The organism is Cerasicoccus maritimus (genome assembly GCA_031296935.1).
In the GTDB taxonomy this organism is placed as follows: Bacteria; Verrucomicrobiota; Verrucomicrobiia; order Opitutales; family Cerasicoccaceae; genus Cerasicoccus; species Cerasicoccus maritimus.
In genome coordinates, this window is record JAVDPD010000025.1 from 61691 (window position 1) to 86817 (window position 25127).

At 55.9% G+C, this 25127-nt stretch carries 21 protein-coding genes; 13 read left to right on the plus strand and 8 right to left on the minus strand.

Going from position 1 to position 25127, the window contains the following annotated elements:
* Positions 1 to 10 precede the first annotated feature (10 nt).
* Entirely contained in the window at positions 11 to 985 is a 975-nt protein-coding gene (locus tag RBB62_RS15035) for an alpha-ketoacid dehydrogenase subunit beta (protein ID WP_309399820.1), read from the plus strand.
* Between the two features lie 441 nt (positions 986 to 1426).
* Here the strand turns inward: RBB62_RS15035 and RBB62_RS15040 are convergent, their stop codons facing one another.
* From RBB62_RS15040 to RBB62_RS15060, 5 genes are all read right to left on the minus strand, one after another.
* Positions 1427 to 2095: a rhamnogalacturonan acetylesterase gene (locus RBB62_RS15040; RefSeq protein ID WP_309399822.1), complete on the minus strand. Its 669-nt coding sequence runs from the start codon at positions 2093 to 2095 to the stop codon at positions 1427 to 1429.
* A gap of 27 nt (positions 2096 to 2122) precedes the next feature.
* Positions 2123 to 2866 (minus strand): 6-phosphogluconolactonase, encoded by a 744-nt coding sequence (locus RBB62_RS15045; protein ID WP_309399823.1) that lies wholly within the window; start codon positions 2864 to 2866, stop codon positions 2123 to 2125.
* A gap of 51 nt (positions 2867 to 2917) precedes the next feature.
* Positions 2918 to 3925 carry a glucose-6-phosphate dehydrogenase assembly protein OpcA gene (locus tag RBB62_RS15050; protein ID WP_309399824.1) on the minus strand — a complete coding sequence of 336 codons (1008 nt, stop codon included), beginning with the start codon at positions 3923 to 3925 and terminating at the stop codon, positions 2918 to 2920.
* Positions 3926 to 4006: 81 nt separating this feature from the next.
* Positions 4007 to 4216: a hypothetical protein gene (locus tag RBB62_RS15055; protein ID WP_309399825.1), complete on the minus strand. Its 210-nt coding sequence runs from the start codon at positions 4214 to 4216 to the stop codon at positions 4007 to 4009.
* On the minus strand, positions 4213 to 4659 hold the full coding sequence (locus RBB62_RS15060; protein ID WP_309399826.1) for a hypothetical protein: 447 nt from the start codon (positions 4657 to 4659) through the stop codon (positions 4213 to 4215). The genes RBB62_RS15055 and RBB62_RS15060 overlap by 4 nt, the downstream gene beginning before the upstream one ends.
* A gap of 123 nt (positions 4660 to 4782) precedes the next feature.
* Here RBB62_RS15060 and RBB62_RS15065 point away from each other — a divergent pair, with 123 nt between their 5' ends.
* The 4 genes from RBB62_RS15065 to RBB62_RS15080 all read left to right on the plus strand — a co-directional run bounded on the left by RBB62_RS15065 (position 4783) and on the right by RBB62_RS15080 (position 9598).
* Complete coding sequence (locus tag RBB62_RS15065) at positions 4783 to 5277, plus strand: YraN family protein (protein WP_309399828.1); 495 nt, start codon at positions 4783 to 4785, stop codon at positions 5275 to 5277.
* Positions 5278 to 5290: 13 nt separating this feature from the next.
* Positions 5291 to 6844: a glucose-6-phosphate dehydrogenase gene (gene zwf / locus RBB62_RS15070; RefSeq protein ID WP_309399830.1), complete on the plus strand. Its 1554-nt coding sequence runs from the start codon at positions 5291 to 5293 to the stop codon at positions 6842 to 6844.
* Positions 6845 to 6971: 127 nt separating this feature from the next.
* Positions 6972 to 8159, plus strand: coding sequence for a serine protease (locus tag RBB62_RS15075; protein ID WP_309399832.1), 1188 nt, complete (start codon positions 6972 to 6974; stop codon positions 8157 to 8159).
* Between the two features lie 122 nt (positions 8160 to 8281).
* Entirely contained in the window at positions 8282 to 9598 is a 1317-nt protein-coding gene (locus RBB62_RS15080) for a ferredoxin reductase family protein (RefSeq protein WP_309399833.1), read from the plus strand.
* Positions 9599 to 9663: 65 nt separating this feature from the next.
* Here RBB62_RS15080 and RBB62_RS15085 read toward each other — a convergent pair whose 3' ends face one another.
* Both RBB62_RS15085 and RBB62_RS15090 read right to left on the minus strand, forming a co-directional pair.
* Positions 9664 to 11856, minus strand: a complete 2193-nt coding sequence (locus RBB62_RS15085) for a BamA/OMP85 family outer membrane protein (RefSeq protein ID WP_309399834.1) — start codon at positions 11854 to 11856, stop codon at positions 9664 to 9666.
* Positions 11857 to 15600, minus strand: a complete 3744-nt coding sequence (locus RBB62_RS15090) for a translocation/assembly module TamB domain-containing protein (protein ID WP_309399835.1) — start codon at positions 15598 to 15600, stop codon at positions 11857 to 11859.
* Positions 15601 to 15694: 94 nt separating this feature from the next.
* Here RBB62_RS15090 and dnaX point away from each other — a divergent pair, with 94 nt between their 5' ends.
* From dnaX to dinB, 3 genes are all read left to right on the plus strand, one after another.
* Complete coding sequence (dnaX, locus tag RBB62_RS15095; protein ID WP_309399836.1) at positions 15695 to 17230, plus strand: DNA polymerase III subunit gamma/tau; 1536 nt, start codon at positions 15695 to 15697, stop codon at positions 17228 to 17230.
* Positions 17231 to 17923: 693 nt separating this feature from the next.
* Positions 17924 to 18322, plus strand: coding sequence for a hypothetical protein (locus RBB62_RS15100; RefSeq protein WP_309399837.1), 399 nt, complete (start codon positions 17924 to 17926; stop codon positions 18320 to 18322).
* A gap of 160 nt (positions 18323 to 18482) precedes the next feature.
* Positions 18483 to 19538, plus strand: a complete 1056-nt coding sequence (gene dinB / locus RBB62_RS15105) for a DNA polymerase IV (RefSeq protein WP_309399838.1) — start codon at positions 18483 to 18485, stop codon at positions 19536 to 19538.
* 192 nt (positions 19539 to 19730) lie between these two features.
* Here the strand turns inward: dinB and RBB62_RS15110 are convergent, their stop codons facing one another.
* Complete coding sequence (locus tag RBB62_RS15110) at positions 19731 to 20387, minus strand: GOLPH3/VPS74 family protein (protein ID WP_309399839.1); 657 nt, start codon at positions 20385 to 20387, stop codon at positions 19731 to 19733.
* Positions 20388 to 20572: 185 nt separating this feature from the next.
* On the opposite strand from RBB62_RS15110, the gene RBB62_RS15115 reads away from it, so the two are divergent.
* The 5 genes from RBB62_RS15115 to nspC are packed head-to-tail and all read left to right on the plus strand — an operon-like array spanning position 20573 to position 24792.
* The gene (locus tag RBB62_RS15115; RefSeq protein WP_309399841.1) at positions 20573 to 21769 is read left to right on the plus strand and encodes a saccharopine dehydrogenase family protein; all 1197 of its coding nucleotides are present in this window, start codon (positions 20573 to 20575) and stop codon (positions 21767 to 21769) included.
* A 3-nt stretch (positions 21770 to 21772) separates the two neighbouring features.
* Positions 21773 to 22210 (plus strand): hypothetical protein, encoded by a 438-nt coding sequence (locus RBB62_RS15120; RefSeq protein ID WP_309399842.1) that lies wholly within the window; start codon positions 21773 to 21775, stop codon positions 22208 to 22210.
* A 6-nt stretch (positions 22211 to 22216) separates the two neighbouring features.
* Positions 22217 to 22474: a DUF1499 domain-containing protein gene (locus tag RBB62_RS20315; protein ID WP_425499899.1), complete on the plus strand. Its 258-nt coding sequence runs from the start codon at positions 22217 to 22219 to the stop codon at positions 22472 to 22474.
* A gap of 19 nt (positions 22475 to 22493) precedes the next feature.
* Positions 22494 to 23570, plus strand: coding sequence for a class I SAM-dependent methyltransferase (locus RBB62_RS15130; RefSeq protein WP_309399844.1), 1077 nt, complete (start codon positions 22494 to 22496; stop codon positions 23568 to 23570).
* Positions 23571 to 23574: 4 nt separating this feature from the next.
* The gene (gene nspC, locus RBB62_RS15135; RefSeq protein WP_309399845.1) at positions 23575 to 24792 is read left to right on the plus strand and encodes a carboxynorspermidine decarboxylase; all 1218 of its coding nucleotides are present in this window, start codon (positions 23575 to 23577) and stop codon (positions 24790 to 24792) included.
* Positions 24793 to 25127: the final 335 nt, after the last annotated feature.

Below are 25127 nucleotides of genomic sequence, written 5' to 3' on the forward strand. Positions count from 1 at the left end.
AGAACTAGCAATGGCATTAATTACTTACCGCCAAGCCATCAAAGATGCGCTCGCCGAAGAAATCGCCCGCGACCCGAATGTGTTCGTGATGGGTGAAGAAGTCGCGCAATACAATGGCGCTTACAAGGTCACGGAAGGCCTCTGGGAAAAATTCGGGGACAAGCGCATGGTCGACGCCCCCATTAGCGAAGCCGGCTTCATCGGCCTCGGCATCGGTGCTTCCATGCTCGGCATGCGCCCCGTCATGGAGTTCATGTTCTGGTCCTTCTGCTACGTGGCATTTGACCAGCTGCTGAACAACGGCTCCTTCTGCCGCTACATGTCCGGTGGCTTGATGAATGTGCCGATCGTTGTCCGCGGTCCCGCCAACGGCGGCACCAATGTCGGCGCAACGCACTCCCACACACCGGAAAACCTTTGCGCCAACCATCCTGGCATCAAGGTCGTCTGCCCGTCCAACGCTGCTGATGCCAAGGGCCTGATGAAGACTGCGATTCGTGACAACGACCCGGTCTTCGTCATGGAAAACACCCTGCTCTACGGTCAGAAGTGGGAAGTCCCCGAAGAGGAATACCTGATCCCAATGGGCAAGGCCAACATCCTCAAGGAAGGCACCGACATTTCGCTGATCGCTCACGGCCGTGGTGCCATGACCGCTCTTGAAGCCGCCAAGCGCCTCGAAGAAGAGTACGACATCAACGCCGAAGTCCTCGACCTCCGTTCGATCCGCCCGCTTGACGTGGATGCGATCCTCGAAACGGTCAAGAAGACCAACCGCGTTGTCTACGTCGAAGAGAACAAGCCGTTCTCCAGCGTTGGCTCGCAGATCATCAGCATCATCCAGGAAGAAGCGTTCGACCACCTCGACGCCCCGATCAAGCGCGTCAACTCCATCGATGCGCCGCAGATCTACTCGATGCCGCTTGAAAAGATTCAGATCCCGGACGCCGACCGCGTCATCAAGAAGGTTCTGGAAATCTGCTAGAGGTCAGTCTGATCCAATTTACTCAAAGCCCGGCCAGCGCGCCGGGCTTTTTTTTGAAAAAAGCCTAATTCTACTTAGTTAGAAAGAATAGATCGCCACAATAAGGCGCAAAAGAGCGCGAGACCAGTAGGTAGCGCAGCAAGTATTTGTGTTTTTTGAGCCTTTTTGCGGCCATTTCCACCTCATGAACCTTCCTGAGTCGGTTCTAAATGAGTTTAACGAAGTAGTCCTAAGTAGCTTATTCGAAAACAACAGTGCGGTTGTCTGAGTAACAACCGAGGCTGTGTTGCCCCAACAACCGAGGCTGTGTTAAGCAAACAACCGAGCGGTTGTTTTGCAGTTTCCTACGTAGGCTTTTCAAAAACAACCGCATAGGCTTTTCAGAAACAACCGAGTAGGCTTTTATATCTTGGCTCAATGGCCCCCCAAATGGATGCGTGTTCAACCAACGCCCCGCAAACGCGGCTCCAGCTTGGTTAGCTCTTTGGCCACCATTTCGGCCAGTTCCCGAGCGCCACGCTCGGTGAAATGCGTGCGGTCATTCGCGCCGGGCACATCCACGTTTTGAGCGGTATTCAGCGTGAAGTATGTGCTCTCCCTTTCGCCGAGTTCCTCGTAGCGCGCGCCGATTAGCTCATAAAGATCGACCAGCGGAACTGACATTTTCTGGGCCACCCCACGCATCGAGTCCACGTAGGGCAAGAGCTCGCGCGTGAGTTTGCCATCGGCCTCAAAGGTGCGGCGATGCGGCGGCGTAACGAGGATCGGCAAGGCACCCGCGTCCCGGCACTCCTGAACGTATCGAGCTAGATTCTCGCGATAGTCAGTGGCCGCATCAGTGGACTCGCGTAGCCCCTTCTTGTGCGAATCATTGTGCCCAAACTGAATCAGGACTATGTCCGGCTTCTCCTCCAACAAGGCGTCCCAGAAGCCGTCTTCGCGAAAGGTCTTCGTACTGCGTCCACAGCTCGCGAGGTTTGCTATACGCACACCGGGCAGCGATTCACCCAGAAACTGCCCCCAACCGCGGGCAATCTCGGATTCCTCGTAATCGGCGACCGTTGAGTCGGCCGCGAGCCCAATGCATAGAGAGCCATACGTGTTTTGCATGAACACGTTTAAAAGTGAAAAACAGCCTTAGCCCAAGTCTAAATCCAAACCTTCCGCTGCCGGCGGGTCGAGGAGCCAAAGCGTCTTGTGCGCATGCGCGCGCAGCAGGTGAATCGGTTTCTCCCGCGGGTTGAAGTCGCCATGGAATGCCTGAAATATCGCGTGCTCCTTGGCGTCACCCCGAACCGTCACCACGATCTGCTTGCAGCGGGAAAGCCCCTCCGGCGTGATCGTGACGCGCCAGCCTTGTTCCGGCCACTCAATCGCCGCAAAGTTCTCATGGCGCTGCGAGCCGATCAGCGGGCAATGCGGATAAAGCGACGCTGTGTGATTATCCCCCCCCATGCCGAGGAAGCAGATATCGAACCCGCGATGCGCTCCAAAGCGCTCATTCCAAAGGTGGTTAAATTCGTCCGCGCATTCATTGGGATCCAACTGCGTGGGCCAGGGCAGCTTGTTTTCGTCAGCAACTCCCAAGGGGATAAGCATGCCGCGATCCGCATGGCCGAAGTTACTCTGATCATCGTCCAGCGGCACACAGCGTTCATCACTGGTGCACCAAACCACTTGCTCCTTCAGAGCGGAAGCCAGCGCCTGGTGGTTGGCGGCCCATTCATAAAACGCTTGAGGCGTGCGACCGCCAGTCAGACCAATCACCACCTCCTCGTTCGCATTCTTCAGGGTATTTTTAATGAGGCGCATCGTTTCGATGTAAATCGCCTCCTTGGGCAGCACATGCACTTGCCCGAGGTTGGTCTCGAAGGTCTTCATAGCAACGAAGTAATCTGTGTGGGGTGTGGGAGGGGTACTGGGTGGGAGTCGCTAGGCAAAGAACATGGCCTCAGCAAGGGCCTTGTCTCCAGATAGCAATTTGGCCTGCATGGGCGCACTGCGTCGACCTTTGCCAAAGTCAGCCGTCACTTGCGCGCCAGAGCCGTCAGCCTGCAACGTCCAAAACAGGTGCTTCCCGTCGTTGTAGGTCCATTCCAGCTCGAGTAAATGTTCTTCCGGGCAATCGCCGGTTGCAAATTCCACGCTCAGCTCCGCGCCCTTGGCGCAGCTTGCCAGGCATTCGCGGCACCATTTAACCAGGTTGGCCGCCTCGCCCTGATGGCTCACCTTGCCCCGGGCTTCTACCTTCTGCAGACCATCGATCAAACGCGACGGCTCCACCGAACTCAAAAATTGCCCGAGCGACTGACGTACCGGCAGCAAACGAGCCCAAGCCAAGTCGATCACGCCTTCCTTGCGCGGCCAGTCAATGCCAGTCAGGTCGTTACCGTCCTCCATTTCGATGGAGGAGTCGTAGATCACCCGGCGGCAGCGCTTCACGAAGTCCATGTGCATCTCGGTAATGCGCTCAGCGGGGATGCGGTTAAACCAGTGGTAGGTCGGCAAATCATTTTCCAACCAGATCGACACTTGGCTGCTGAGGAAGCCGGCTTCTCGCGTCGGGTAGCCGAGAATGACCGCCTCCGTGCAGCATTGGTCGCGCATGGACTCGCCAATATAGCACAGACTGAAAATCTTACCCTGAAGCAGGCGGTCGCTGCGCTCGCGGCCCATCGGACAAAGCGTGATGATGCGGCAGGGATATTTCTGGGCAAATTCGATGGCGTCGTCGAACCGCGCTTTGGCTTCTTCGAGCGAAGTTTTGAGGCCGAAATGGAGGATGATGTTCATCTGCGACGCGCGGAATTCGCTGGCGTTGCCCGCGGTCGGGTCAAACTGCTCGCTCCACATTGAGGAGAGCATGGGCGAAACTTCGGAGACCGGCATTTGCTGGCCTGGCATGACGTCGAATATAGTAGGCGGTTCGGCGGTGGTCATAAGCATAGCCTACTCCAATAACCTGCCCGACGACAAGCATTTGTGAGGTTTTTGGGCTTAAAATTTTCGTCTAACCCCTGGCTAGTGAATTGCATCAATACTGAAGTTCAGCCAATCCATTTGGGTCACCAGCCCACGCGGCTCCGCAAAGTCCGCCAAATAAACTCCATTTCGGTAGATACGCACCCAGACCCCAATCAGGGCGTCACGGCGCTCGGCGCGTTCCTTCAAATCGATGGCGTCCGTTTTAAACTCCATTTCGACACGCGGCTTCAAGTCACTGATTTTCACGACCCGATCGAGCCAGAAATAAAATTTTCACTGCCATCAACCCGACCATCCAGCCAGTAGAGCTTGTACTGAATTTCGAGGCCGTCGAGCTCAACAGGCGCACGATTCTCAATCTCGATGCCATAGAAAACCCGCTGAAAGGTCTCCCCCTTCGCATCCCGCTGACTTTCACGAGTGGGAGTGCCGATCCGGACATCCAAGCCTCCCTTCCGAATATACTCATTCGCTGTCCAATCCAGAATGTCCTTACGCGATGTTTCTGAAAAACGGCTAATCGGCAAAGAATAGCGCTTAGCGTTGATAACAAACGTCACATGACCATCCCGATAGTCCACCAACTCACATTCAATGCTCCTGCCATCGGTATCGGTCAGCACATAAATATCGGCAGACGCAATGACGGTGGAAAAGAAAAAGATAGCCAGGGAGAGGAGCACTTTCATCACTGGTCAAATACTTTGCCCCGATCCACACATAGCAATCATTATTTGTCGCCCAATAGATGTGAGCTGAGAATTCTTATTACCACTTGTAATCGATACGCATAACCAGCATTCATCCCAAGTATGAAAAACATTGCAGTCCGGTTAGCCTACTTGACCTTGCCACTGGCCACGCTAAGCTCGAAATATTACCGGTTTATGCTACAACGCCTACGACAGCTCATCACGCCCAAGGACGCGCCCAATGAACGTGCGGCGCGTGGCGCAATGGGCGAACGTGAGGCGGCCAAGCTCTTAAAAAAGAAAGGCATGCGCATCCTGCACCGTAACTGGCGCGCGGGCAAAGACGAGCTGGACCTGATTGCCGTCGATGGCCAGACCTTCGTCTTCGTGGAGGTCCGCAGCCGCGCTGCCAAAGCGCTCGTCAGCGGCTACCACAGCGTCACGGCGAAGAAAAAGGCCTGCCTGCTACGCGCCTGCCGTGCATTTTTGCGCCAACAGCGCCCCCGCCCTGCTCACTTTCGCTTCGATATAGTTGAAGTCAGGCTTGGCATGGATAAGGATTTCTCTATTCATCATTACGAGAACGTTCCGCTGTTCCCGAACAGCTTCATCTGAAAAACCACTCACTATGTTAAATACGGACGCTTCCGACCGTCACCCTTTCCTGCAAGGTTTGAGCAAACACCGCGGCGCACCACCGACCGCGATTGTCATTTTTGGAGCCTCGGGCGACCTGACGGCCCGCAAGCTCATCCCAGCGCTCTACAACCTGGGCCTCGACAACCTGCTCCCGCGCGACTTCTACCTGATCGGCTATGGCCGCAAGCCTATCCCCGATGAGGATTTCCGCAACGATTCCGAGGCCGCGCTGAAAAAGTTTTCCCGCCGTCCACTGAATGACGAGCTCTTCCAGCACATGCGGCCGAACATTTACTATCACGATGGCGGTTACGACGACCTCGCAGCCTTCGAGTCCCTGCGCGAGAAAATGCTCGGCATCGAAAAGGACCTCGGCCGCGACGTGCAGTTCATGTTCTACATTTCGACGCCGCCGTCGGTCTTTAAGCCAATTCTGGAAAACCTCGGCGCCAGCGGCCTCGCCAAGCACGGCGAAGGCACCGACTTGGCCTCCAAGGTGGTCATCGAAAAGCCCTTTGGCCGCGACCTCGCGACCGCGCAGGAGCTCAACCGCATCATCACCAACCAATTTGACGAAAAGCAGGTCTACCGCATCGACCACTACCTGGGCAAAGAAACCGTCCAGGACCTCATGGTGCTGCGCTTTGCCAACAGCATTTTCGAGCCGCTTTGGAACCGCAACTACGTGGAGTGCGTGCAGATCACCGTGGCGGAAAGCCTCGGCGTGGGCACGCGCGGCGGTTACTACGACCAGTCTGGCGCGACCCGTGACATGCTGCAAAACCACACTATGCAGCTCCTCGCGTTGACCGCCATGGAGCCGCCCGTCTCGTTGTCCGCCGAGGACATCCGCGACGAAAAGGTGAAGCTGCTCAAAGCCATTCAGCCGATGAAGACCGGCCCGGATGGCGATGTTGTCCGCGCCCAGTATGGCGAAGGCCTCATCGACGGCGAACGCGTCCCCGGCTACATGAACGAGAAGGATATTCCGGAGACTTCCGCCACGGAAACCTTTGCCGCGCTGCGCATGTCGATCGACAACTGGCGCTGGCAGGGCGTCCCCTTCTACCTGCGTAGCGGCAAGCGCCTCGCCCGTCGCGTTTCGGAGATTGCGATTCAGTTCAAGCAGCCTTCGGGCAGCTTGTTCAGCGACCCGTCCCGCTTTGACTTGGCCTCGAACACGCTGGTCATCCAAATCCAGCCGGACGAAGGCGTGACCTTGCTGATGAATTCCAAGATTCCGGGCCTCGAAACCCGCACCCAGCCGGTCAAAATGCACTTCCGCTACGCGACGACCTTTGGTTCGAACACGCCGGAAGCCTACGAGCGCCTCATCCTCGACGCGATGGTCGGCGACTCCACGCTCTTCATCCGTGGTGACGAAACCGAGACCTCGTGGAAACTTTACACACCGGTGCTTGAGCACTGGGCAGAGTGTGGTCGCAAGGGTCTGGAAGAATACACTTCCGGCTCCTGGGGCCCTCTCGCCGCCGACCGCCTGCTCTGGCAGCGCAAGCACGAGTGGCGTCGCGCCGGCCCGTAAATTCTGGCAGCGATTTCTTTTAACAGACGGGAGCGGTCATTGGCCGTTCCCGTTTTTGTTATAAACAAGTGGCGACTGCTGTAACGATTTGACGGGAATACGGTCTAAAGTTAATTACTCTAAATTTGTGCGTCAGATTCTTCCATTCATCGCCTGTGCAAGCTTGGCCTTCGTTGCCCAGGCCGCTGACTCGTGGGAAGATCTGGAGATCACCATTAAGATCATCGGTGGTGGTGACGCCAAAGACGGCGAGTATCCGTGGATGGTCGGCGTGATGGATCGCACCGAACCAGATAATTACTACGCCCAGTTCTGCGGCGGCGTGTTGATCCATCCCTACTACATCCTCACTGCCGCCCACTGTGCTGAAGGCGAAACGACATCGAGCATGAATGTTCTCGTCGGCACGGACGACCTCGACTCCGGAGGCAGACGGGTAAACATCAGCCAGATCATCATTCATCCTCAATACGACAACGTAGAGCTGGACTACGACATTGCGTTACTGCGCCTGGCAACGCCCGTAACCGACATCGAGCCCATCGATATCTGCGATCAGGAAGACTGGCAACTTGAAGGAACCCTGGCCCGAATTGTTGGCTGGGGTCAGTTCACCCTCGATGAAACCTATCCCAGCTTTCTGCAGGAAGGCGACGTGACGATCCGCAACTTCGGCCAAGCCAACGAAGACTGGTTTAACACGCTAACCGACCGCATGATGCCAGCAGTGGGCAGCGGAGGAACACCCGACAGCTGTAGTGGTGACAGCGGCGGACCCCTGCTTGTTCGCCGCCCAACTGACAACGCATGGGTTATCGCTGGCATCACCAGCTTTGGCCATGAATGCGCAGTTGAATCACCACCGGCCATCTACACCCGAGTTTTCCGGCTGCGTGATTACATCTACGGCTACATTTACCCGGACTTCACCACCTACGCCGCAGGCTATAATCAATTTGCCCTTGGAGCCGACACCGATGGCGACTCCTTCAACCTTTTGGAGGAATATGGCTTCAACATGAGCCCGAACAGTGGCCAGCTCGACGGCTTACCCGATGCCGGCACAATCGAGATCGACTCCGAAACTTACGCCACGATCACGTTCAACCGGCGCCGCAACATGGACGACTTCGCATTCAATCTGCTACAGGCCCCCACCCCCTCCGGCCCTTGGGAAACGCTATCGCTTGGCGCGAATACTCTGTCCACCACGACACTCGATGCGAACACCGAGTCCATCACCGCACGCGCCAGCAATCCGATCAGCGAGGCTGCCTACCTGCGCTTGGAGCTAACACCGACTGGCAACCTTTGAGCGCCGTGGGTCCGCCGCCTTTCTTGAGCGACGATCATAAGCGATAGCCTAGCTCTAGCGTTAACGATACTTCGAATTTCGGCTGGCGACCTGCCAAAGCCTTTTTATATTTTTCCTTTTCCATGGCTATCAAACAACTACTGCGCCGTGAAGTGATCATCGTTAGCTTGGTCACCATCATCACTACAAAGCTTTGGCTAATGGCGAAATTTGCCACCGTCCAACCCGACGACCTTTGGCCGTGGCGTGCGCCGTCGCAATTGCTCGGATTGCTGTCGCTGGTTTACATGGGAATAGCGCTGATGGCTGGCGCGCGCAGCCGCAGCTTGGAAGCTATCTTTGGCGGACTCGACCGCGCGGTGAGGCTTCATAAGAAACTCGGTCGCTGGGCGATGATCATCCTGTTCATCCACCTGTTGATGCTCATTCCTCCGTGGCATGCCGCAGGCAAACCTGTTGGCGATTTGTTCATCCCCTGGTATTCGCCGACCGCGCGCACGCCGGACATCCTTGTCACCTATGCACTCTTCCTGCTGGCATTCCTAGCCTACAATAAGAGCCTGCCCTACGCGCGATGGCTGGGGATTCACCAGCTTTTCGGAGCACTCTATTTCTTCTTTTTTATCCATATTATTTTCGTGCCCGGCTCGATCACCGAGTTCGAGCCGCTCAGCACATGGATCGTTCTCATCGGCGCTGCGGGTAGCCTGTCCTGGCTTTACCGCATTCTGTTTTTCAAGCGCTTTGGCCCACGCTATCGCTACCAAGTCGAAGCGGTGAAAGATACGGCCAACGAATCCTTCGACCTCGTGCTGCTGCCCACCGAGCGACGTATGAATTACGATCCCGGCATGTTCGCATTTATCTCCGCCATCGAGCACCCTACTCTGCCTGCCGAGCTGCATCCCTTCACGATTTCATCAACGCCGGTTAACCGCGAGCTACGCTTTTCGATTCGTGCGATCGGCGACTACACCCAGGCCCTGCGTAAGATCGAGTCCGGCGCAGCAATGGATATTTACGGCCCCTTTGGCGGCTTCACTCCAAATCATTTTGTGCGCTATCGACGACTTGTTTTGATCGGCGCGGGCATTGGCATCACGCCGTTTTTATCGATGCTGGCCTACGAGCTGACGAACAACGACTTCCGCCGCATTTGGCTATACTACATCGTCCGCAATCCCGAAGACGCTGGCTACGATGAGGAAATTCGCTCGCGCTATCAGCAAGCAGATTCCTATATCGACTACGAACTTTGGATTACAAAGCAAAAGGGACGTCTCACCGCTAAACAGATTCATGAAAACATTGGCGACATCGACGACTACGCGGTCATGCTTTGCGGCACCACGCCATTCAATAAAGCCTTAACGAAGCAATTCCTCGAACTCGGCATTCCCCGAGAGCGCATCATCTCCGAAGACTTTGCCTTCCGTTGAAGCAGGCAGCCTACGGCTGCACCCATAGATTTTCGCGGTGCGAAAATGGCTTGAGCGACGATTGTTTAGAATGGGAAGCCCAGCCCCACTTGGAAGCGGCCGTCCGGGTCGATGGGGCGCTTCTTCACGTTGTAGCCGTATTCAAAGCGCAGTGGGCCGACGATGGTGCGAATGCTGATGCCGCCGCCCACGCTAATCAACACCTCGTTAAACGGATAGTCGCTGATCTGCGCCGCATTGCCCACCGTATCGACAAAGGCGACGATGGAGAACGTTTCATTGATGCGCTGTTCGAGCTCCGCTTGAAAAAGCATGTAGCTGACGGCGCCGATCTGCTGGCCCTGCGCATTGACCGGTGAGGCCTGGTCGCGCTTGTAACCACGAACTGTATTTTCACCACCCAGGAAGAAGCGGCGGTTGACCGGTATTTCCTGCGAGGGCGAACCACTGGTCGTGATGACGCCATGCTTGAACCCAAGGTGCCCCGTTAAACCGAAGTCGCCCAAGGGATGGTGGTAAGCACCGCCAAATTCCAGGCTGTCGTAGTTTACATCGCCACCAAAAAATGGGCGGGCAAACTCAGTAGAAAAATACCAATGATAGCCATCCGTTGGAAACACCGGGCTGTCTAAATCACTCTGCACGAATTTAAAGCCCAGGGCGCCAATGCGCGCTTCCAGCGGTCCCGGCGGAACGAGAAAGTCGCGGTTCGTCGCCTTAACATTCTCCAACGAATAGCTAACCGAACTGTTGATGTTCAGAGCCTGAATAAAGTGCTGAAATCCAGCTCGCGCGCCCCATTCTTCACGATCAAATGTGAGCTCCTTTCGATGCAGGTAATTAATGTTGGAGAAGAAATCCAAGTCCTGCCCAAAGAGCTGCGGTATCCAGTAATCGACGTCGCCGTAAGTTGCTTTAAACGACTGCACCACCCGCAAATCCGCCCGGTGCGCAATGCCCCAAAGATTGTTGCGCTCTACTTCAAAACCACCACGCACGATATCGAAGCTGCCAACGCCAAATATCAAATCGACTTCGGTCTTTCCCTTAGGCGTGAGTTCATAAATAACGTCCCACTTACCCGGTTCAACTTCCTCATAATTAATCTGCACCCGTCGAAAGATGCCCAGCCTGCTGAGGCGACTACGCCCTTCTTCAACCGCAGTACGATTGAGCGGCTGCCCCGGCGTGCCATTAGCCTGTTGTTCAAGCAACCAGGGCGCAACATCTCCGGCGCCTTCAAAGCGCACGCTATTCAGTTCAGCATGTGCGCCAGGATACACGCTGAGGATCAGCTTACCAAACACCCGCTCCTCAGTTTCCTCAACCACTTCGAAATCCACTTCCACATGCGTCTCGGGAAAGCCCTTGGCAAACCCCTCGCGCCGCAGAGTCTGAACCTCCAAAACCACCCAATCCGGCGTGAGGCGCTTCTCAGCAAAGCTGTCGTCACGCGTATGTTGGACTTTACCCTCCACGGCATTTTCGACCTCATCGTCACTCATATCATGGACGACATTTGCCGGAACATTCTCTTCACTAAGATCTGTAGTTTCAGCCTCTTCGGGATAATAGAACAACACCTCCATTTCATTGGTGTAAAATATCGGGCCAGGCTTCACCGTCGCTGAGCAATTAACCTGCCCTGTTTCATCATCGATCTCGTAGCGTTTGGCCGTCACTTCGACTTTGCGATAGCCGAGGTCTTTCAGCGTTTGCACGATGCGATTCAAGCCAGCTTGGAATCGACCTTCCGTAAAGTAGCGGTCTTTCTCACTGACGACCAATTGATCCGTCGTGTAGAAATAGCTGGCAGCTCTGGAGGGCATATCAGCAGGCAGACCTTCGACTGTAATTGTGTTGAAATAGTAGAGTAATCCGGCACGAACACGGAAATCCACTTCATCGCCCTCTACATCTCGTGGAGGATTTGGCTCCAAATCTCCGTCGGTCCAAACTGACTCAAACACCACCTCGCCGTCCTTCATCAACTGAATATCGAGCTCAGGCTCCAGGTAGCCCTTTTGTTTAATTTCACCAGCAAGAATCCAGACCGCGTCTTCAAGAAAAAGTCCGTCGTAGGTCTTTCGCTCATCGCCTTCGACATCGAGGATTTCCAGTGAACGCTCCAAATATAAATCCGAGAAGTAGCCAAAGCCGCTGACCGTTACGTTCGGATCGCCAATCAGCCCAAACAGCGACCCAGCACTGAGAATCCCCGGTGCCAAGAGCAGGCAAAGTAGCAACAGGCGTTTCATTTAGTCGCGGTAAATCGTGTATTCAAAGTCGAGGTAGTAGGCGTCGTATTTGTCGTAGGCGCCAACGACATCCCAGTCGTCATTCAGCTTGTAGCGGATATTAATCGTATCCTTGCCCGATGTGGAAACATCCTCGCCGATATTAACCGTCAGTACGTCGTCCAGCGGATCAATCAACCCAAGGTCCACTAGGAAGCTGCGCCCAATGTAAATCCCGATACCGCTCAAGCGGCTTTCCGCCGAGCGGTCGTGGTTCGGGATTTGCCCTGAGGTGACCATTAAGATAATGTCTGACTGCTCCAAACTCGGCGTCGAAGTAAAGGCGATGATCGGCTCGTTCGCCGTCCCAGTAACGCGTAGTTGAATGTCGTAACCATATGCACGCCCACTGGCAGTGATGTTCAACATCGGAACATCCGGGTCATTCTGCGGTATCTCAACCGCACCGCCATCCACGCGCAAGGTCGCAAACGGGAACATGATGATGCCGTGCTCCAGCTCGGCTTGGCCATACATCAGCGGACGGCGCAACGGGCCGCGCATATCAAAGTCTGCCGATACCACACCTTCAAAGGTCGGCACGCGCACGCGTAGGAAGCGGTCACCCTCAATCTTTAAGTGCAGCCGCCAATCGGCCAGTGGTTCATCCTCAATTGAAAAATACGGAGGCCGCATGGAGCCTCCTCCAGCCGAAGAGCCACCCCCGCCCCCTTGTTGAAACGAAGCGAGGTCTTTGGTGAAGAAGCTTTCGTTCAGCGCCACCACGCCGCCAATCGTCGTGATGCCCTCGCCGTCGGTTTTGAGCGTGATGCTCGGCGAGGCACGGAGAATCAATCCAGGCGAGCGCGCCAACGGCACATTCTCCCCCGACAGCTTCAAATCAAACAGGGGCTTCCATTGCTCGCTAAGATTCACGACTCCAGAAATCCCGATTGGCGCGCCGCCCACCACAGCATCCGCCTGCTTAACCGACAAGGTGCGCCCTTCCATACGGAACGATGCATTGATGTCGTTGATCGATCCCAACTGCGCGAGGGGTCGCGTCTTCACACCTTCGATGTCCAACCCGCCTTGGATGTTCTGCCCCGCTGACAATTTACCCGTCAGAGACAGCGTGCCTTCATCACGTAAGACATCCGGCAAGAAATCGGTAAAGGCATTCAACGGCACATCGGTAAAACGCAACTCTCCGGTAGCCTCAGACCAATCTGGGATCGCGCCTTCGTTAATCAATCCTTCCCACGATGTGCGCCCCATTGGCAATTGAGCAACCAGCGTAAAAGGTCGGCCCGCAATGTTCACCTCCCCGCGGCTAATCGCAATTTGCTCTGGTGACAGGTTGACCACCACGTTCGCCTTCTGCACCTGCGGCAACTTGCGCTCGGAGTCCGTCATGGCTTCCAGCGCGTCGAACTTCAGGTCAAGCCTGCCCACTGGTTCCGAGACGTTGCCCGAAATTTGAAAATCAATGATCGGGTGAATGAAGTCCACAGCGACCTGCTCCTCAAACCAGTTCCAGATTGGCGAATCATCAGGCTCAGCGAATAATGTAAAATGAATGGGCGCATCATCTTCAATAGTCCAGTAATGCGGGCCGGCTGGAGTCACGAGGAGCGAAGCTGCCCCCTTAGCCTCCATCAACGTAAATTCGCCTTGCATGACCCGGAGGTCTGGCAGCGCGAGATGGCCATCCTGCAACGACAGGTCAACCAACAATTCAACTTCATCCTGATTCTCAGGAAAGAGCCCAGCATCGATTTTCAGCTTTGCTTCCAGCGGACCTCCATTCCATGACGCCTGCACCAGCAAATCATCCAACTTAACCTGGTAAGGCAGCGGCTCACTCAAAACCAAGTCCAGCCAAACCGCCTTCACGTCTTTAGCTTCCAACTGCACCTTGCCATGGTGCGGATAATCCACCACGCCAGAGAGCTCAAGCTTGGAGCCCGCTTCACCTTTAAGACGGATCGGGGAAATGCTGATCGCGCCAGCGTCTTCTTTCACGGTAAAAGGTGCCTCGAGGTTAAGCTCAGGTTGCTCACGCACATCGAGCAGCAGTTTGCTAATTTCCACCGAGCGTACTGGCCCACCCAGCGAAGCGCTTCCCTTTAAATCGATGCCGCTTTGCTCGTTCTTTAGTTGTATGGCCAAGAGAGAAAACTCGAGCCAATCCGCCTCCCAATCTACCGATACATTGGCTGGTGGCCTCTCAGGGCGCTGTAAACCACCGATGCCCATTGTACCAACATGCTTCGGCGTCTCCAGATCACCATTCACAGTGACTTTGAGCTCGATGGTATCATAGGTCAGGTCCTCCTGCTCACCGATGAATGGCTCCAACGCCTTTAAGAATTTCGGGTCCGCCACGAAGTCCAGGTTCAGATCTTCCACTTGATGCTCCTCAACGTCGGCTTTGCCAGTGACCTTGAGCAAGGTCCCCTCACCCGTCGATGCATCGAACTCCTCGATGGTCAGTTGCGGGTAATCCAGCTCTGCATGAAAAGCGAGCGACTCCAATTGAAACGCATCGTAGCGTAAGCTTTGTCCTGCAAAGTTAGCCGTAATGAGCGGCCACCCTTCCCCCGGATGGTGATCAACGACCAGCGCGCCTTGCAAGCGCCCATCGAGCTTTTGCTCGGGAATGTCGCTTAGGTTCAGGTCCACGGTCAGCTCGGCGTCCGGCAAATCCTTGAGGTTGTTCAACTCCACCCGCAGCGGCTTAGATAAAGATACGTGGCTCGACCACGCATCCACCAGCAACTGCTCCACATTGACCACCTGATCGTCGCCGTGCGCTTCCAAAGCAACCTTGAGCGGCGGCAGATCTGTTTTCTTCGGCACCGCCTCAGCGTTGAGCGAGATGTCCGCCTTCGCGCCATCCCAGTCGGCTTTCAGGTTGATAGTAGGCTGCTCGTAATCCGGCAGGTCATAGATGTTCGCCGGGAAGATGAAGTTTGTCGTCTCGGCGTGCGCGCTGGTCGGTATGTAGCCTCCGGGACCGACAACCGCTGAAAACGTCAGTTTGTTCGAAGTCTTTTCGATCTGCAGATCGCCAGTGAGCTCAATCTGATCGCTGACGGCCACCTTGCCATGTAAAACTAGCGGCAGTTCCTGCTCAGCGGGTCTCTTGATTTCAAAACTCAATTCCTTCTCTGCGACTCGCTGAACTTCCAGCGTAATAAGACTAGGTAAGTTGCTACGGCCAGTTTGGAAATAATCTACTCCAATCCGTTGCGCTTCCACACGGACATCAACTGCCTTGACTAGCACGTCTCCATCCTGGCGATATTCCACGCCTTCAATTGCTACATTGTCGATCCAGCCAAATGCCTCATCCCAATACCCCAGCACATCATTCATCAAAGCTGGGAGATTCATGCCCGACTCAACGTCACTGACCTCGTGTTTGGGTTCTTCTGATGAAACAACCTTTACCAGGACACCATTCAACTCAACGTAAGCCCCCGCCTCGTTGCTAAACCACCGCCGCGAAATGAGACGCCAAGGAGTCGGTGCCTTGAGCAAATCGATTTTCGTTTCGAGCCCATCCTCCTGATACCAGACATCCGTCAGCGTATAATGCCCGTCCTCCCGCGAGATATCCGCAAACGTCACGCCATATTCCTTCAGCAGCGGGCGGACGATTGACGGGGCCCAGAAGTCGGCCGTCGCCAGCGTGATGAGGAATATCACGCACACAACGGCGATGGTCCAGCCGGCTATTTTCAGTATCTTGCGTTTCATCAAGGCGTTACGCGCCGAGGTTTAAGGTTTTGCCGAAGAATGTAGATTGGAGGTTGAATCTTCGCAAGCCGGTCTTCAATGTTTCTTCTCTCAAATGGCGCAAGAGGCATATCAAGTCATCGCGCGGCGCTGGCGCCCCAAGCAGTTCGACGAAATGGTCGGGCAGGAGCACATCGTCCGCACCCTGAAGAACGCGATTGAAACCAACCGCATCGCGCACGCCTACCTGTTTGTCGGCCCCCGCGGCACCGGTAAGACCACCACCGCCCGCATCTTCGCCAAGGCCCTCAACGCCGAAGGCGGCCCCCAGGTCGCGCCCGACGACTCCACGCCGATCAGCCAGGCCATCATGAGCGGCTCCTGCATGGACGTTATCGAGATCGACGGTGCTAGCAACAACGGCGTCGACCAGATCCGCGACCTGCGCGAGGAGTGCCAATACGCCCCTACCCAAGGCCAGTTCAAGATCTACATCATTGACGAGGTCCACATGCTCTCCAATCAGGCGTGGAACGCGCTCCTGAAGACCCTCGAAGAGCCGCCCTCGCACGTGAAGTTCATTTTCGCGACCACGGAAGCCAACAAGGTGCTCCCGACAGTTGTCTCCCGCTGCCAGCGCTTTGAATTCCGCCCAATCCCGGACGTGCAAATCATCGAACGCCTGACGCACATTGCCCAGGCCGACGACATCAAGGTCGACGAAGGCGCCCTGAAAGCCATCGCCCGCATGGCCGACGGCGGCATGCGCGACGCCCAGTCCATCCTCGACCAGCTCATTTCCTTCTGCGGCAACGACATCACCGAAGTAAAGGCGCTCGACGTTTACGGCCTCGCCGCCCCAGCCTCGATCGACGAGATTGTTAAGGCCATCGCGATTGCCGACTACCAAAAGCTTTTTGACGCCATTGAGGCCATCGCCGCCGAAGGCCGCGACCTCTACCGCGTGCTGCTCGACATCCAGTCCCGCACCCGCGAGGCCATGATCGAGGCCATCCGCAACGGCGGCTCCACCGACAGCCTCGGCGCCCCGCTCACCGCGGAGTCGCTCACCCGCATGCTCGACGCCCTGCAGTCCGGCGAAAGCCAGGTGCGCAGCGGCCTCAGCCAACGCGTGAACTTCGAGGTGGCGCTCCTGCGAGCGGTCGACCAAAGCCGCACCCGGGCGATCGACTCGGTCATCAAGGAACTTAGCAATCTCGCAGCCGGCCTCCCACAAGACGCCGGCCAAAAAAAAATAGAGACACCGGCAACGCCCCCCAGTAACGGGCCGATCCCGCCGCTGGGCGCCATGCCCAAGTCTGCTGCGCCACCCAAAGGCCCCGTTGCTCGCGCCACCGGGATAGACACCGAGCACCCCGCTGGCGGCGATCACGCCGACGGCCCCACCGAAGACGAGTGGAACCGCAGCTCCGACTCTGCCGAAGATGAGCCCGAGGGCATGTTTGAAGAAATCCCCGTTGCCCGCTCCAAACGCGCGCTAGACCAGGACGCCGTCAAATACGGCCCCGAGACCAAGGAATTTCAAGCGGCAATGGAGGCCATCGCCGGTGACACCGAGCACCTCCTCGTCGACCTCCTCCGCGCCGACTTCAAATTCGTCGAAAGCGTGGACCCCGAAGCGCTGCGCTAGATGCGTGCCTGAGAATACCTGAAATCACAGATTCCTGATTCTCTCAGCCCGAATACTCGCGCAAACAGCCCTCCGCGCCTGTGCGACGCCATCACACAGCCTGTGCGATTACTTAACACCGACGCTGCTAAACCTTAGCACAGCCTGTGTCATTACTTAGCACTACCTGTGCTAAACCTTAGCAGCGGCGCTGTCATGCCTTAGCACAGTCGCTGAGTCATCCCAAGAACTGCCCAGCTCGTTGTGAAATCATCACCATCGCCAGCTCACAGCCTGTTCCTAAGGCAGGAACTGCGCCTTCACTGGTGGACAACGCTGCGTCATTGCCGCCAGCGTTCCGCTGGCCGATAGATTTGCACACCGTGCAAATGCCGACTCCCTCGCAACGGCTACGACGGAGCGTAGCCCTCCAGCCAAATAAACCGCCCGTCCACGACTCTTTCCATGAACGCATTGAAACCATCCACATACTGATGCGAGTTTCTTTTGGTCTGATAAGCTTGTCATCTTTGTCCCCAACGATTGTAAATTACTATACCGACCTTTAGCTTAGCGTTACTAGATAAATCATGACACAGCCCGCACCAACGTTTCCACGACTCCCTGCATCCCCCAGTGCGCCCAAGCTCCCACTGGCCAAGCTTGTTCAATGAACGTTCGCGGCACTTAAAAATACTGTTCTCCGGAAATAAAATGAATAACATCTTCGTATCATCGGAATCACCAGATGGATCACACCAATGTGTAGTCGAAGGTGACGAGCGAAGCGTATGGGCGTATCTTCACAGCAAAGAAAAGAAGGAAATCCTTTCAGATGTTCCAGTCTGCAGCCTAACTCCACTGCTCACAGTAAAAGAATTTAAAGAGAAATATTCAGGTGATGGAGCACCACCACTCGTCGAAGGGTATTTTTTGCAGGACTGTGTTTATCCAAAGCTAGAGAACGAAAGAATAGAAATTGAATGGAGCACAGAAGGTCTAGATGTCTTGGTCGATCAGCAAGTAGTCTCAAGAATTGAATTTGGAAAGAAGAGAGGGTTTTCTAGCTTTCTCACTCAAGATTGTCCTTGGGGGAGTCCACTCAAAACATAAAGAGAACCAGACAGAAGAGGCAACGCCTAACGGCGCGTCACTACTCGACGTTTCCACTCCCAGCATCGCATCGATTGAGGGAGACCACCGCATAGCATCGGGAGACTAGCAGCGAAAGTGCATTGTGCTCGCAGGGATTCCAGCTAATGCTGCGTTGTCAATGTCCACTCCCGAACCAGCGCCGCGCAAGATCATCCATATCGACATGGATTGCTTTTATGCGGCGATTGAGGCGCGGGACAACGCAGCGCTGCGCGGGAAGCCGATTGCCGTGGGCGGCGATGGGATGCGCTCGGTGGTGTGCACGGCGAGCTATGAGGCCCGGCAATTTGGCGTGCGCAGCGCGATGCCCATGATGCGGGCCAAGACCGAGTGTCCGGGCCTGATCATCGTGCCGCCGCGGTTCGAAGCCTACAAAGCGGAGTCGCTAAAGATACGCGCGATCTTCGCTGACTACACGGAGCTCATCGAGCCGCTGTCGCTCGACGAGGCCTACCTCGATGTCAGCCATTCGCCACGATACGCCAGCGCGCTGGCCAAGGAGATTCGACAACGCATTTTCCAAGAGACCGCGCTGACTGCCTCTGCCGGCATTGCGCCGAATAAGATGCTTGCCAAGATCGCCAGCGATTGGAAGAAACCGAACGGTCAGTTCACCGTGACGCCGGACCAAGTCGACGCGTTCATTGCCCCGCTGCCCATTCGTAAGATACCGGGAATTGGCCCCGTCTCGGCCGAGCAGCTGCGCAAGCTGGGCGCCGAAACCTGCGCGGATTTACAAGCCCTCGACATGAGCGAACTTATCCGGCGCTTTGGCAGTTCCAGCTACTGGCTGCATCAGCGTTGTCGTGGCTTGGACGACCGCCCCGTCGAAGCCAACACCGCGCGTAAATCGCTCAGCACCGAGCGCACGTTCAGCGAAGACCTGACGAGCTTGGAAGCTTGCCGTACGATGGTGTACGAGCTGCACGACGAGTTACTCAAGGACCTGATCAAGGCGGAGGACCGCGCGATCCACAAGCTGGTAGTCAAAGTGAAGTTTGCGGACTTCCAGCAGACGACCAAGGAGTGCGTCCAGGCGACGCCAGACTTGCATGTCTATCAAAACTTACTGGAAGAAGCCTACGCCCGCAGCGAAGAACCGGTTCGCCTGCTCGGCGTCGGCGTGAAATTTTACGATGAGGAGAAGTATCAACAGCTTCTGCTCAAGCTCTAGGCAGCCAGCCAGCGTCCCGCTGGACCGATAGATTTGCACACAGTGCAAATGCCGACTCCCTCCTCAAAGACAAAACACAGAAACAAGCAGGCGTGCAGGTGCCAAGACAGCAACAACCAAGCAATCAACTTCGCAAAACTAAGCGCAAGCGCCGGGTTCTTAATAAACATTCGCCGACGCAGCGGGACGCTGCTACATGCCGGAGTAGGCCATGACTTCGAGCAGAGCCTGCTGGATCTTAGCGACGGCTTGGCTGAGGGCTTGGCCGACGAAGTCCATCTTGGCAATGGTTTCGATACGCTGTTTGTTCGCTGCGCGTTCTTCGTCGGTGAAGACCACGCTACTGAGATCGCAAGCGTCCATGAGGCAAATGATGACCACGTCGCGCGGATCAGGAATAGCCGAGTGATCAAGCACGACTTCGCGGATGCGGGACTTCACTTCCTGCTCCTCGCTGTCGTCAATCACCGGGTAGCGGCGCTCCTTGAGGACAAAGAGGAAACGATGCTCTTCCTGCTTGAGAATGCCGCGCTGCTTGAGTTCCTCAAATAAGGCGGTTTTCCAGCCATCGATGTTGGAATTCACCGCATTGAGCGCACGCTGAATCGAAAGCGGGCTTTCCTGCGGGACCTTGGCCAGCACGTCGTCAAGCAAGGCGTCGCCGGTCGAATCGCGGGAAATGACGGTCACGTTTTTATCGTCGGAATCCAGCACACCAGCAAAGGCGAGCTCCATGATAAGGGCTCCAGAAATAGCGAGGCCGAGCGAGCCCTCCGGCAACGGATGGAGTTTGCCAGACTCATCGTCCAGCGCGAGCAACAGGATTTCTTCCGCAAATCGTAGAGACATGGTCATCATCATGGGGAACTTTGCTGCCAACAGGAAGATTAAAAAAGGTGCTGGGGTGTAGAAGTGTGGAGGTGGGGAAGTTGGTCGAAAGATGGGAATTTGGACTCCAAACCGGCGGCGGGTCTTCTGCCCCTGTGTGACGCTTTTGCTTGTGAATTGGATAAAAATTCACTCACTGATGCGGCATGGCAAAAGTCATCATCGTAGGAGCGGGAGGCGTCGGCAACGTCGTGGCCCACAAGTGCGCGCAGGCGCCGGAAGTATTCTCTGAGATCGTGCTCGCTTCGCGCACGGTGTCCAAGTGCGAAGCGATCGCCGCGGACATCAAGGCCAAGCAAGGACGCGACATCCGCGTCGCCGCGATTGATGCCGACAATGTCGAGTCCACTACTGCCTTCCTCCTGGCTGAAAAGCCGGACCTCGTGCTCAACGTCGCCCTGCCCTATCAAGACCTGCCGTTGATGGACGCCTGCCTCGCCGCCGGCGTGGACTACCTCGACACCGCCAACTACGAGCCGCCGGAAGAAGCCAAGTTTGAATACAAATGGCAGTGGGCTTACCAGGACCGCTTTAAGGACGCCGGCCGCATGGCCCTGCTCGGCAGCGGCTTCGACCCCGGCGTGACGAACGTTTTCTGCGCCTACGCCCAGAAGCACCTTTTCGACGAGATCGAAACCATCGATATCCTCGACGCCAACGCTGGCGACCACGGACACCATTTTGCGACCAATTTCAACCCGGAAATCAACATCCGTGAGATCACGCAAAACGGCCGCTACTGGGAAGAAGGCGAATGGAAGGAAATCGAGCCCATGAGCGTGCACCAGGTTTACGATTTCCCCGTCGTTGGCCCGCAGGACGCTTACCTGCTCTACCACGAGGAGCTGGAATCGCTTTGCCAGAACATCAAGGGCCTCAAGCGCATTCGCTTCTGGATGACTTTCTCGCAAAAATACCTGACGCACCTGCGCGTCTTGGAAAACGTCGGCATGACGTCGATTGAGCCGATCGATTTCAACGGCCAGCAGATTGCGCCCATTGAATTCCTCCGCGCCGTGCTGCCCGACCCGGCCAGCCTCGGCCCCCGCACCAAGGGCAAGACCTGCATCGGCTGTGACATCGTGGGCTATAAAGACGGCCAGAAGAAGCGCGTGTTTATTTACAACACCTGCGACCACGAGGAGTGCTACGCGGAAGTTTCCAGCCAGGCCATCAGTTACACCACCGGCGTCCCCGCGATGATCGGCGGCATGATGATGGTCACCGGCCAATGGCACCAGGACGGTGTTTGGAATATGGAACAACTCGATCCGGATCCCTTCATGGACCAACTCAACTTGCGCGGATTGCCGTGGCAAGTGATAGATTTACCTTTGGAGTAACCCATGCCCTACGTGGAATCATCGAGCTCAGGAAAGCAACGCAAGCGACGCAGCAGTAGCAGCCGCGCGCGCTCTTCCTCGCGCTCAAGTTCCAATAAAAAAAGCTCAAGCAGCCGGGCCAGGAGCAAGGTCAAGATTCGCGAAGCTAAGGCGCCGCAGTTCAGCCTGTATTCATCACTGCTCAACCGCATAACAGTGGGCTCCAAACCGGAGCCACTATCGGCAAAGGAAACAATACTACTCTACATCGCTGGGTTTACCTGCCTCATTGTCATCTCCCTGGTGGTATTGGCCTGGAACTCCCGCAGCGCGCCAATGCTCGAATGGACGGACGAAACGCAACTCCCCGTCATGTCCGACTCCGCGATGGGCGTTAGCAGCGCCGTCGCCCCCGAAGGCGAAGCCTACATCGAGCCTTTCCTCTGCCGAGGTCACGCATAGTTCACACTGGATGCACTCTACGAAGTACTACAGGCCGACAAGGACACCTTCCGCTATGTACGCCGTGACAACCACCAGATCCAGGCTGTCGCCGTAACTCCCGGCCTCGGCTACAACAACGATTTGATCTTCCAGGCCCGTAATAATCCCGAGCGCATCGAAATATACGGAACTGCCCGCATCAGCGTCGGCGATTTCGGAGCCAACCGGGAATACCTGGAAGGCATACGCCAGCGCTTGCGCGAAGAGCATGTATTGAAGTAAGCTACAGAAACTCTCTACTATGATAAATTCTTTCCACATGAAAGGGGGCGGTTTCTACAACACCCACTCCAGCCCCCAGCGCGCAGCCATGGAGCACTGCTTGCCTTGGTTGCTAGACGCCATCAATGATCTTGAGCTATCTGCCGATCAGCCAGTTCGCCTCCTCGATGTTGGCTGCTCTCAGGGCGCAAATTCTGTCGCCATGTTACAGCAGGTCATTGAAAAACTCCGCGCATGCGGAGCACCCTGCATCCAACCCAGCTTAGCCGACCTGCCAAGTAACGATTTTAATTCGGTTTTTGAAAAGCTGTTCCCAGATGGTGAAAACTGCTTTGGCTCTTCAGACGTGCTTCCAGCCGTCATTGGCGGGTCCGCTTATGAGCGACTCGTACCCGCCAAATCCCTTCAAATCGCCACAACTTTTAATATGCTCGGCTGGCGTCGAGAGCATCCTAAAGGTCGCATTCCCAACACAGTGGGTGCTTTTTTGCCCACTCCATATGGACCGCAAGACGATTCAATCGATCCTGCGCTGGTAGATGCCGTGAACGCCGAAGCGAAGCCGGATCTCGTTTATTTCCTCCGTGCTCGCGCCGCGGAGCTCATTCCTGGGGGTAAAATGCTGGTTCAAATTTTTGGGAGTAGTGACGATGGCGGCAGCACCGCGCACGGCTGGCTTGATGCGCTGAATGACGTAATCCGCGAAATGATCACCGAAGGGATCCTTTGCCAACAGGCATTTGATGATTTCCTCTTTCCTTGCCTCTGGCGAAAGCTTGATGACCTGCTCGAACCATTGGAGCAAGTCGAGGATTTGCGCACGGCGTTTACCATCGAGAAATCTGCCAGTTGGGAGGTGCCCACCGATTTCACAGAGCGCTTTGCCGAGACGGGCGATGTCCAGCAATGGGCCGAAGACTATATCGGCCTGCTTCGTGCAGTGACGGAAACCACGCTGGCCGATCTGTTTCCCATACCCCAGAGAACAGAGCTGATGGACGACGTTTACAACCGGGTGAAGGCGCGCTTTATCAGCGACCCAGTACGCTACCAGTTTCACTTCTATTCCATCGCAGTGCTGCTGACACGCAACTAGGGCCATGTCCCAAGATCCGACACCGCCACTGACGCCGGAGCGACTGCAAGCGCTGCGCGATATTCCCGCCACTGCAACACCTTCGCCATGCTACGTGGTGAACCTGGATCGTCTGGAAGACAACTGCCGCATCCTGGCCGACGTCCGCGAGCAATCGGGCGCTAAAGTCATCCTTGCGCAAAAGGGATTTTCGATGCACGCGACCTATCCGCTGCTCGCGAGCTACCTCGATGGATCGACTGCCAGCGGCCTCCATGAAGCCTTGCTCGCAGAGGAATATTTCGGCAAGGAAGTCCACGTTTACTCGGCGGCATTCAAGGAGCACGACATCGCCATGCTGGGTCGCTTCGCGCACACGCTCGTCTTCAACAGCGTGCGCCAATGGCAGCTCCACAAGCCGACGCTTGATGCCTCGCCACGCAAAGTCGAAGTCGGCCTACGCGTGAACCCCGAGCACTCCGAAGTCGAAACCGATCTCTATAACCCGGCCTCCCCCTGCTCTCGCTTGGGCATCACTCGCGCCGAGTTGAATCGCCAAATGGCCGAAGCCGGACTGACTGATTTAAGCGGACTCGATGGTCTCCATTTCCACGCACTTTGTGAACAGGATTCTGATGCGCTGGAAGGAGTAGCCAACGCCTTTGCCGAAAAGTTCGGCGACTTAATTGAGAGTAGTAATTTTGAGTGGCTTAACTTTGGCGGCGGACATCACATCACCCGCCCCAGCTACGACTTGGAGCGCTTGAACCGCATTGTGCAGGAGTTCCGCGAGCGGTATTCCGTCGAGGTTTACCTGGAGCCCGGAGAAGCCGTTGCCCTACACACCGGCGTCCTCATATCCACGGTGCTTGACGTCCTGGAAGCTGGGGGCATTCATAACGCAATCCTCGATGTGTCCGCCACCTGCCACATGCCCGACGTCTTGGAGATGCCTTACCGCCCCAATATCCTGGATGCCGGCATGCCTCACAAACGCGCCCACACCTATCGCCTTGGCGGCCCAAGCTGCCTCGCTGGGGATGTGATTGGCGACTACAGTTTCGACTCGCCGCTACAGCCCGGGCAGCGCCTCGTGTTCCTTGACATGTCGCACTACACAATGGTCAAGACCTCGACATTTAACGGCGTGCCCCTGCCCTCCATCGCCACCTACAGCAAGGCCGACGGTCTCCACGTTGTCCGCAAGTTTGGCTACCGCGATTTCGCCGAACGCCTGAGCTAGCGCATTTCTTCTTAATATAGGCAGATTTAGTAGGCGCCTTTTTGTAAAAAGGTATTATCGTTCTTAATCCATGAAGAACTTGGACATGGATTTACGGACTCGAATCATAGAGCTTCGCGTTCAGGGCTATAGCGCTGGTGAAGTTGCCGATCGCCTCCTGATCAGCGAGCGGAGCGTTAGTCGGCTTTGGAGCCAGTATCAAAGCTTAGGGCATGTGGAGGCTAAGCAACGCGGTGGATATAAGCTGTAGTAGCCACTATCTGATCTGACAGATCGTGCTGTCTGGTCGATTAAAGTGTCAGGCTATTTTCGTTTGGTTGTTGTTGTTGTTGAGG

Excerpts from the sequence above, each read along its gene's own strand:
- dinB (WP_309399838.1), top strand. The coding sequence starts at position 18,483 with ATGTCCACTCCCGAACCAGCGCCGCGCAAGATCATCCATATCGACATG.
- RBB62_RS15080 (WP_309399833.1), top strand. The coding sequence starts at position 8,282 with ATGGCTATCAAACAACTACTGCGCCGTGAAGTGATCATCGTTAGCTTG.
- RBB62_RS15130 (WP_309399844.1), top strand. The coding sequence starts at position 22,494 with ATGATAAATTCTTTCCACATGAAAGGGGGCGGTTTCTACAACACCCAC.
- RBB62_RS15110 (WP_309399839.1), bottom strand. The coding sequence starts at position 20,387 with ATGTCTCTACGATTTGCGGAAGAAATCCTGTTGCTCGCGCTGGACGAT.
- nspC (WP_309399845.1), top strand. The coding sequence starts at position 23,575 with ATGTCCCAAGATCCGACACCGCCACTGACGCCGGAGCGACTGCAAGCG.
- RBB62_RS15065 (WP_309399828.1), top strand. The coding sequence starts at position 4,783 with ATGAAAAACATTGCAGTCCGGTTAGCCTACTTGACCTTGCCACTGGCC.
- dnaX (WP_309399836.1), top strand. The coding sequence starts at position 15,695 with ATGGCGCAAGAGGCATATCAAGTCATCGCGCGGCGCTGGCGCCCCAAG.
- RBB62_RS15040 (WP_309399822.1), bottom strand. The coding sequence starts at position 2,095 with ATGCAAAACACGTATGGCTCTCTATGCATTGGGCTCGCGGCCGACTCA.
- RBB62_RS15120 (WP_309399842.1), top strand. The coding sequence starts at position 21,773 with ATGCCCTACGTGGAATCATCGAGCTCAGGAAAGCAACGCAAGCGACGC.
- RBB62_RS15045 (WP_309399823.1), bottom strand. The coding sequence starts at position 2,866 with ATGAAGACCTTCGAGACCAACCTCGGGCAAGTGCATGTGCTGCCCAAG.
- RBB62_RS15085 (WP_309399834.1), bottom strand. The coding sequence starts at position 11,856 with ATGAAACGCCTGTTGCTACTTTGCCTGCTCTTGGCACCGGGGATTCTC.
- RBB62_RS15050 (WP_309399824.1), bottom strand. The coding sequence starts at position 3,925 with ATGACCACCGCCGAACCGCCTACTATATTCGACGTCATGCCAGGCCAG.
- RBB62_RS15060 (WP_309399826.1), bottom strand. The coding sequence starts at position 4,659 with ATGAAAGTGCTCCTCTCCCTGGCTATCTTTTTCTTTTCCACCGTCATT.
- RBB62_RS15090 (WP_309399835.1), bottom strand. The coding sequence starts at position 15,600 with ATGAAACGCAAGATACTGAAAATAGCCGGCTGGACCATCGCCGTTGTG.
- RBB62_RS15100 (WP_309399837.1), top strand. The coding sequence starts at position 17,924 with ATGAATAACATCTTCGTATCATCGGAATCACCAGATGGATCACACCAA.
- RBB62_RS15115 (WP_309399841.1), top strand. The coding sequence starts at position 20,573 with ATGGCAAAAGTCATCATCGTAGGAGCGGGAGGCGTCGGCAACGTCGTG.
- zwf (WP_309399830.1), top strand. The coding sequence starts at position 5,291 with ATGTTAAATACGGACGCTTCCGACCGTCACCCTTTCCTGCAAGGTTTG.
- RBB62_RS15035 (WP_309399820.1), top strand. The coding sequence starts at position 11 with ATGGCATTAATTACTTACCGCCAAGCCATCAAAGATGCGCTCGCCGAA.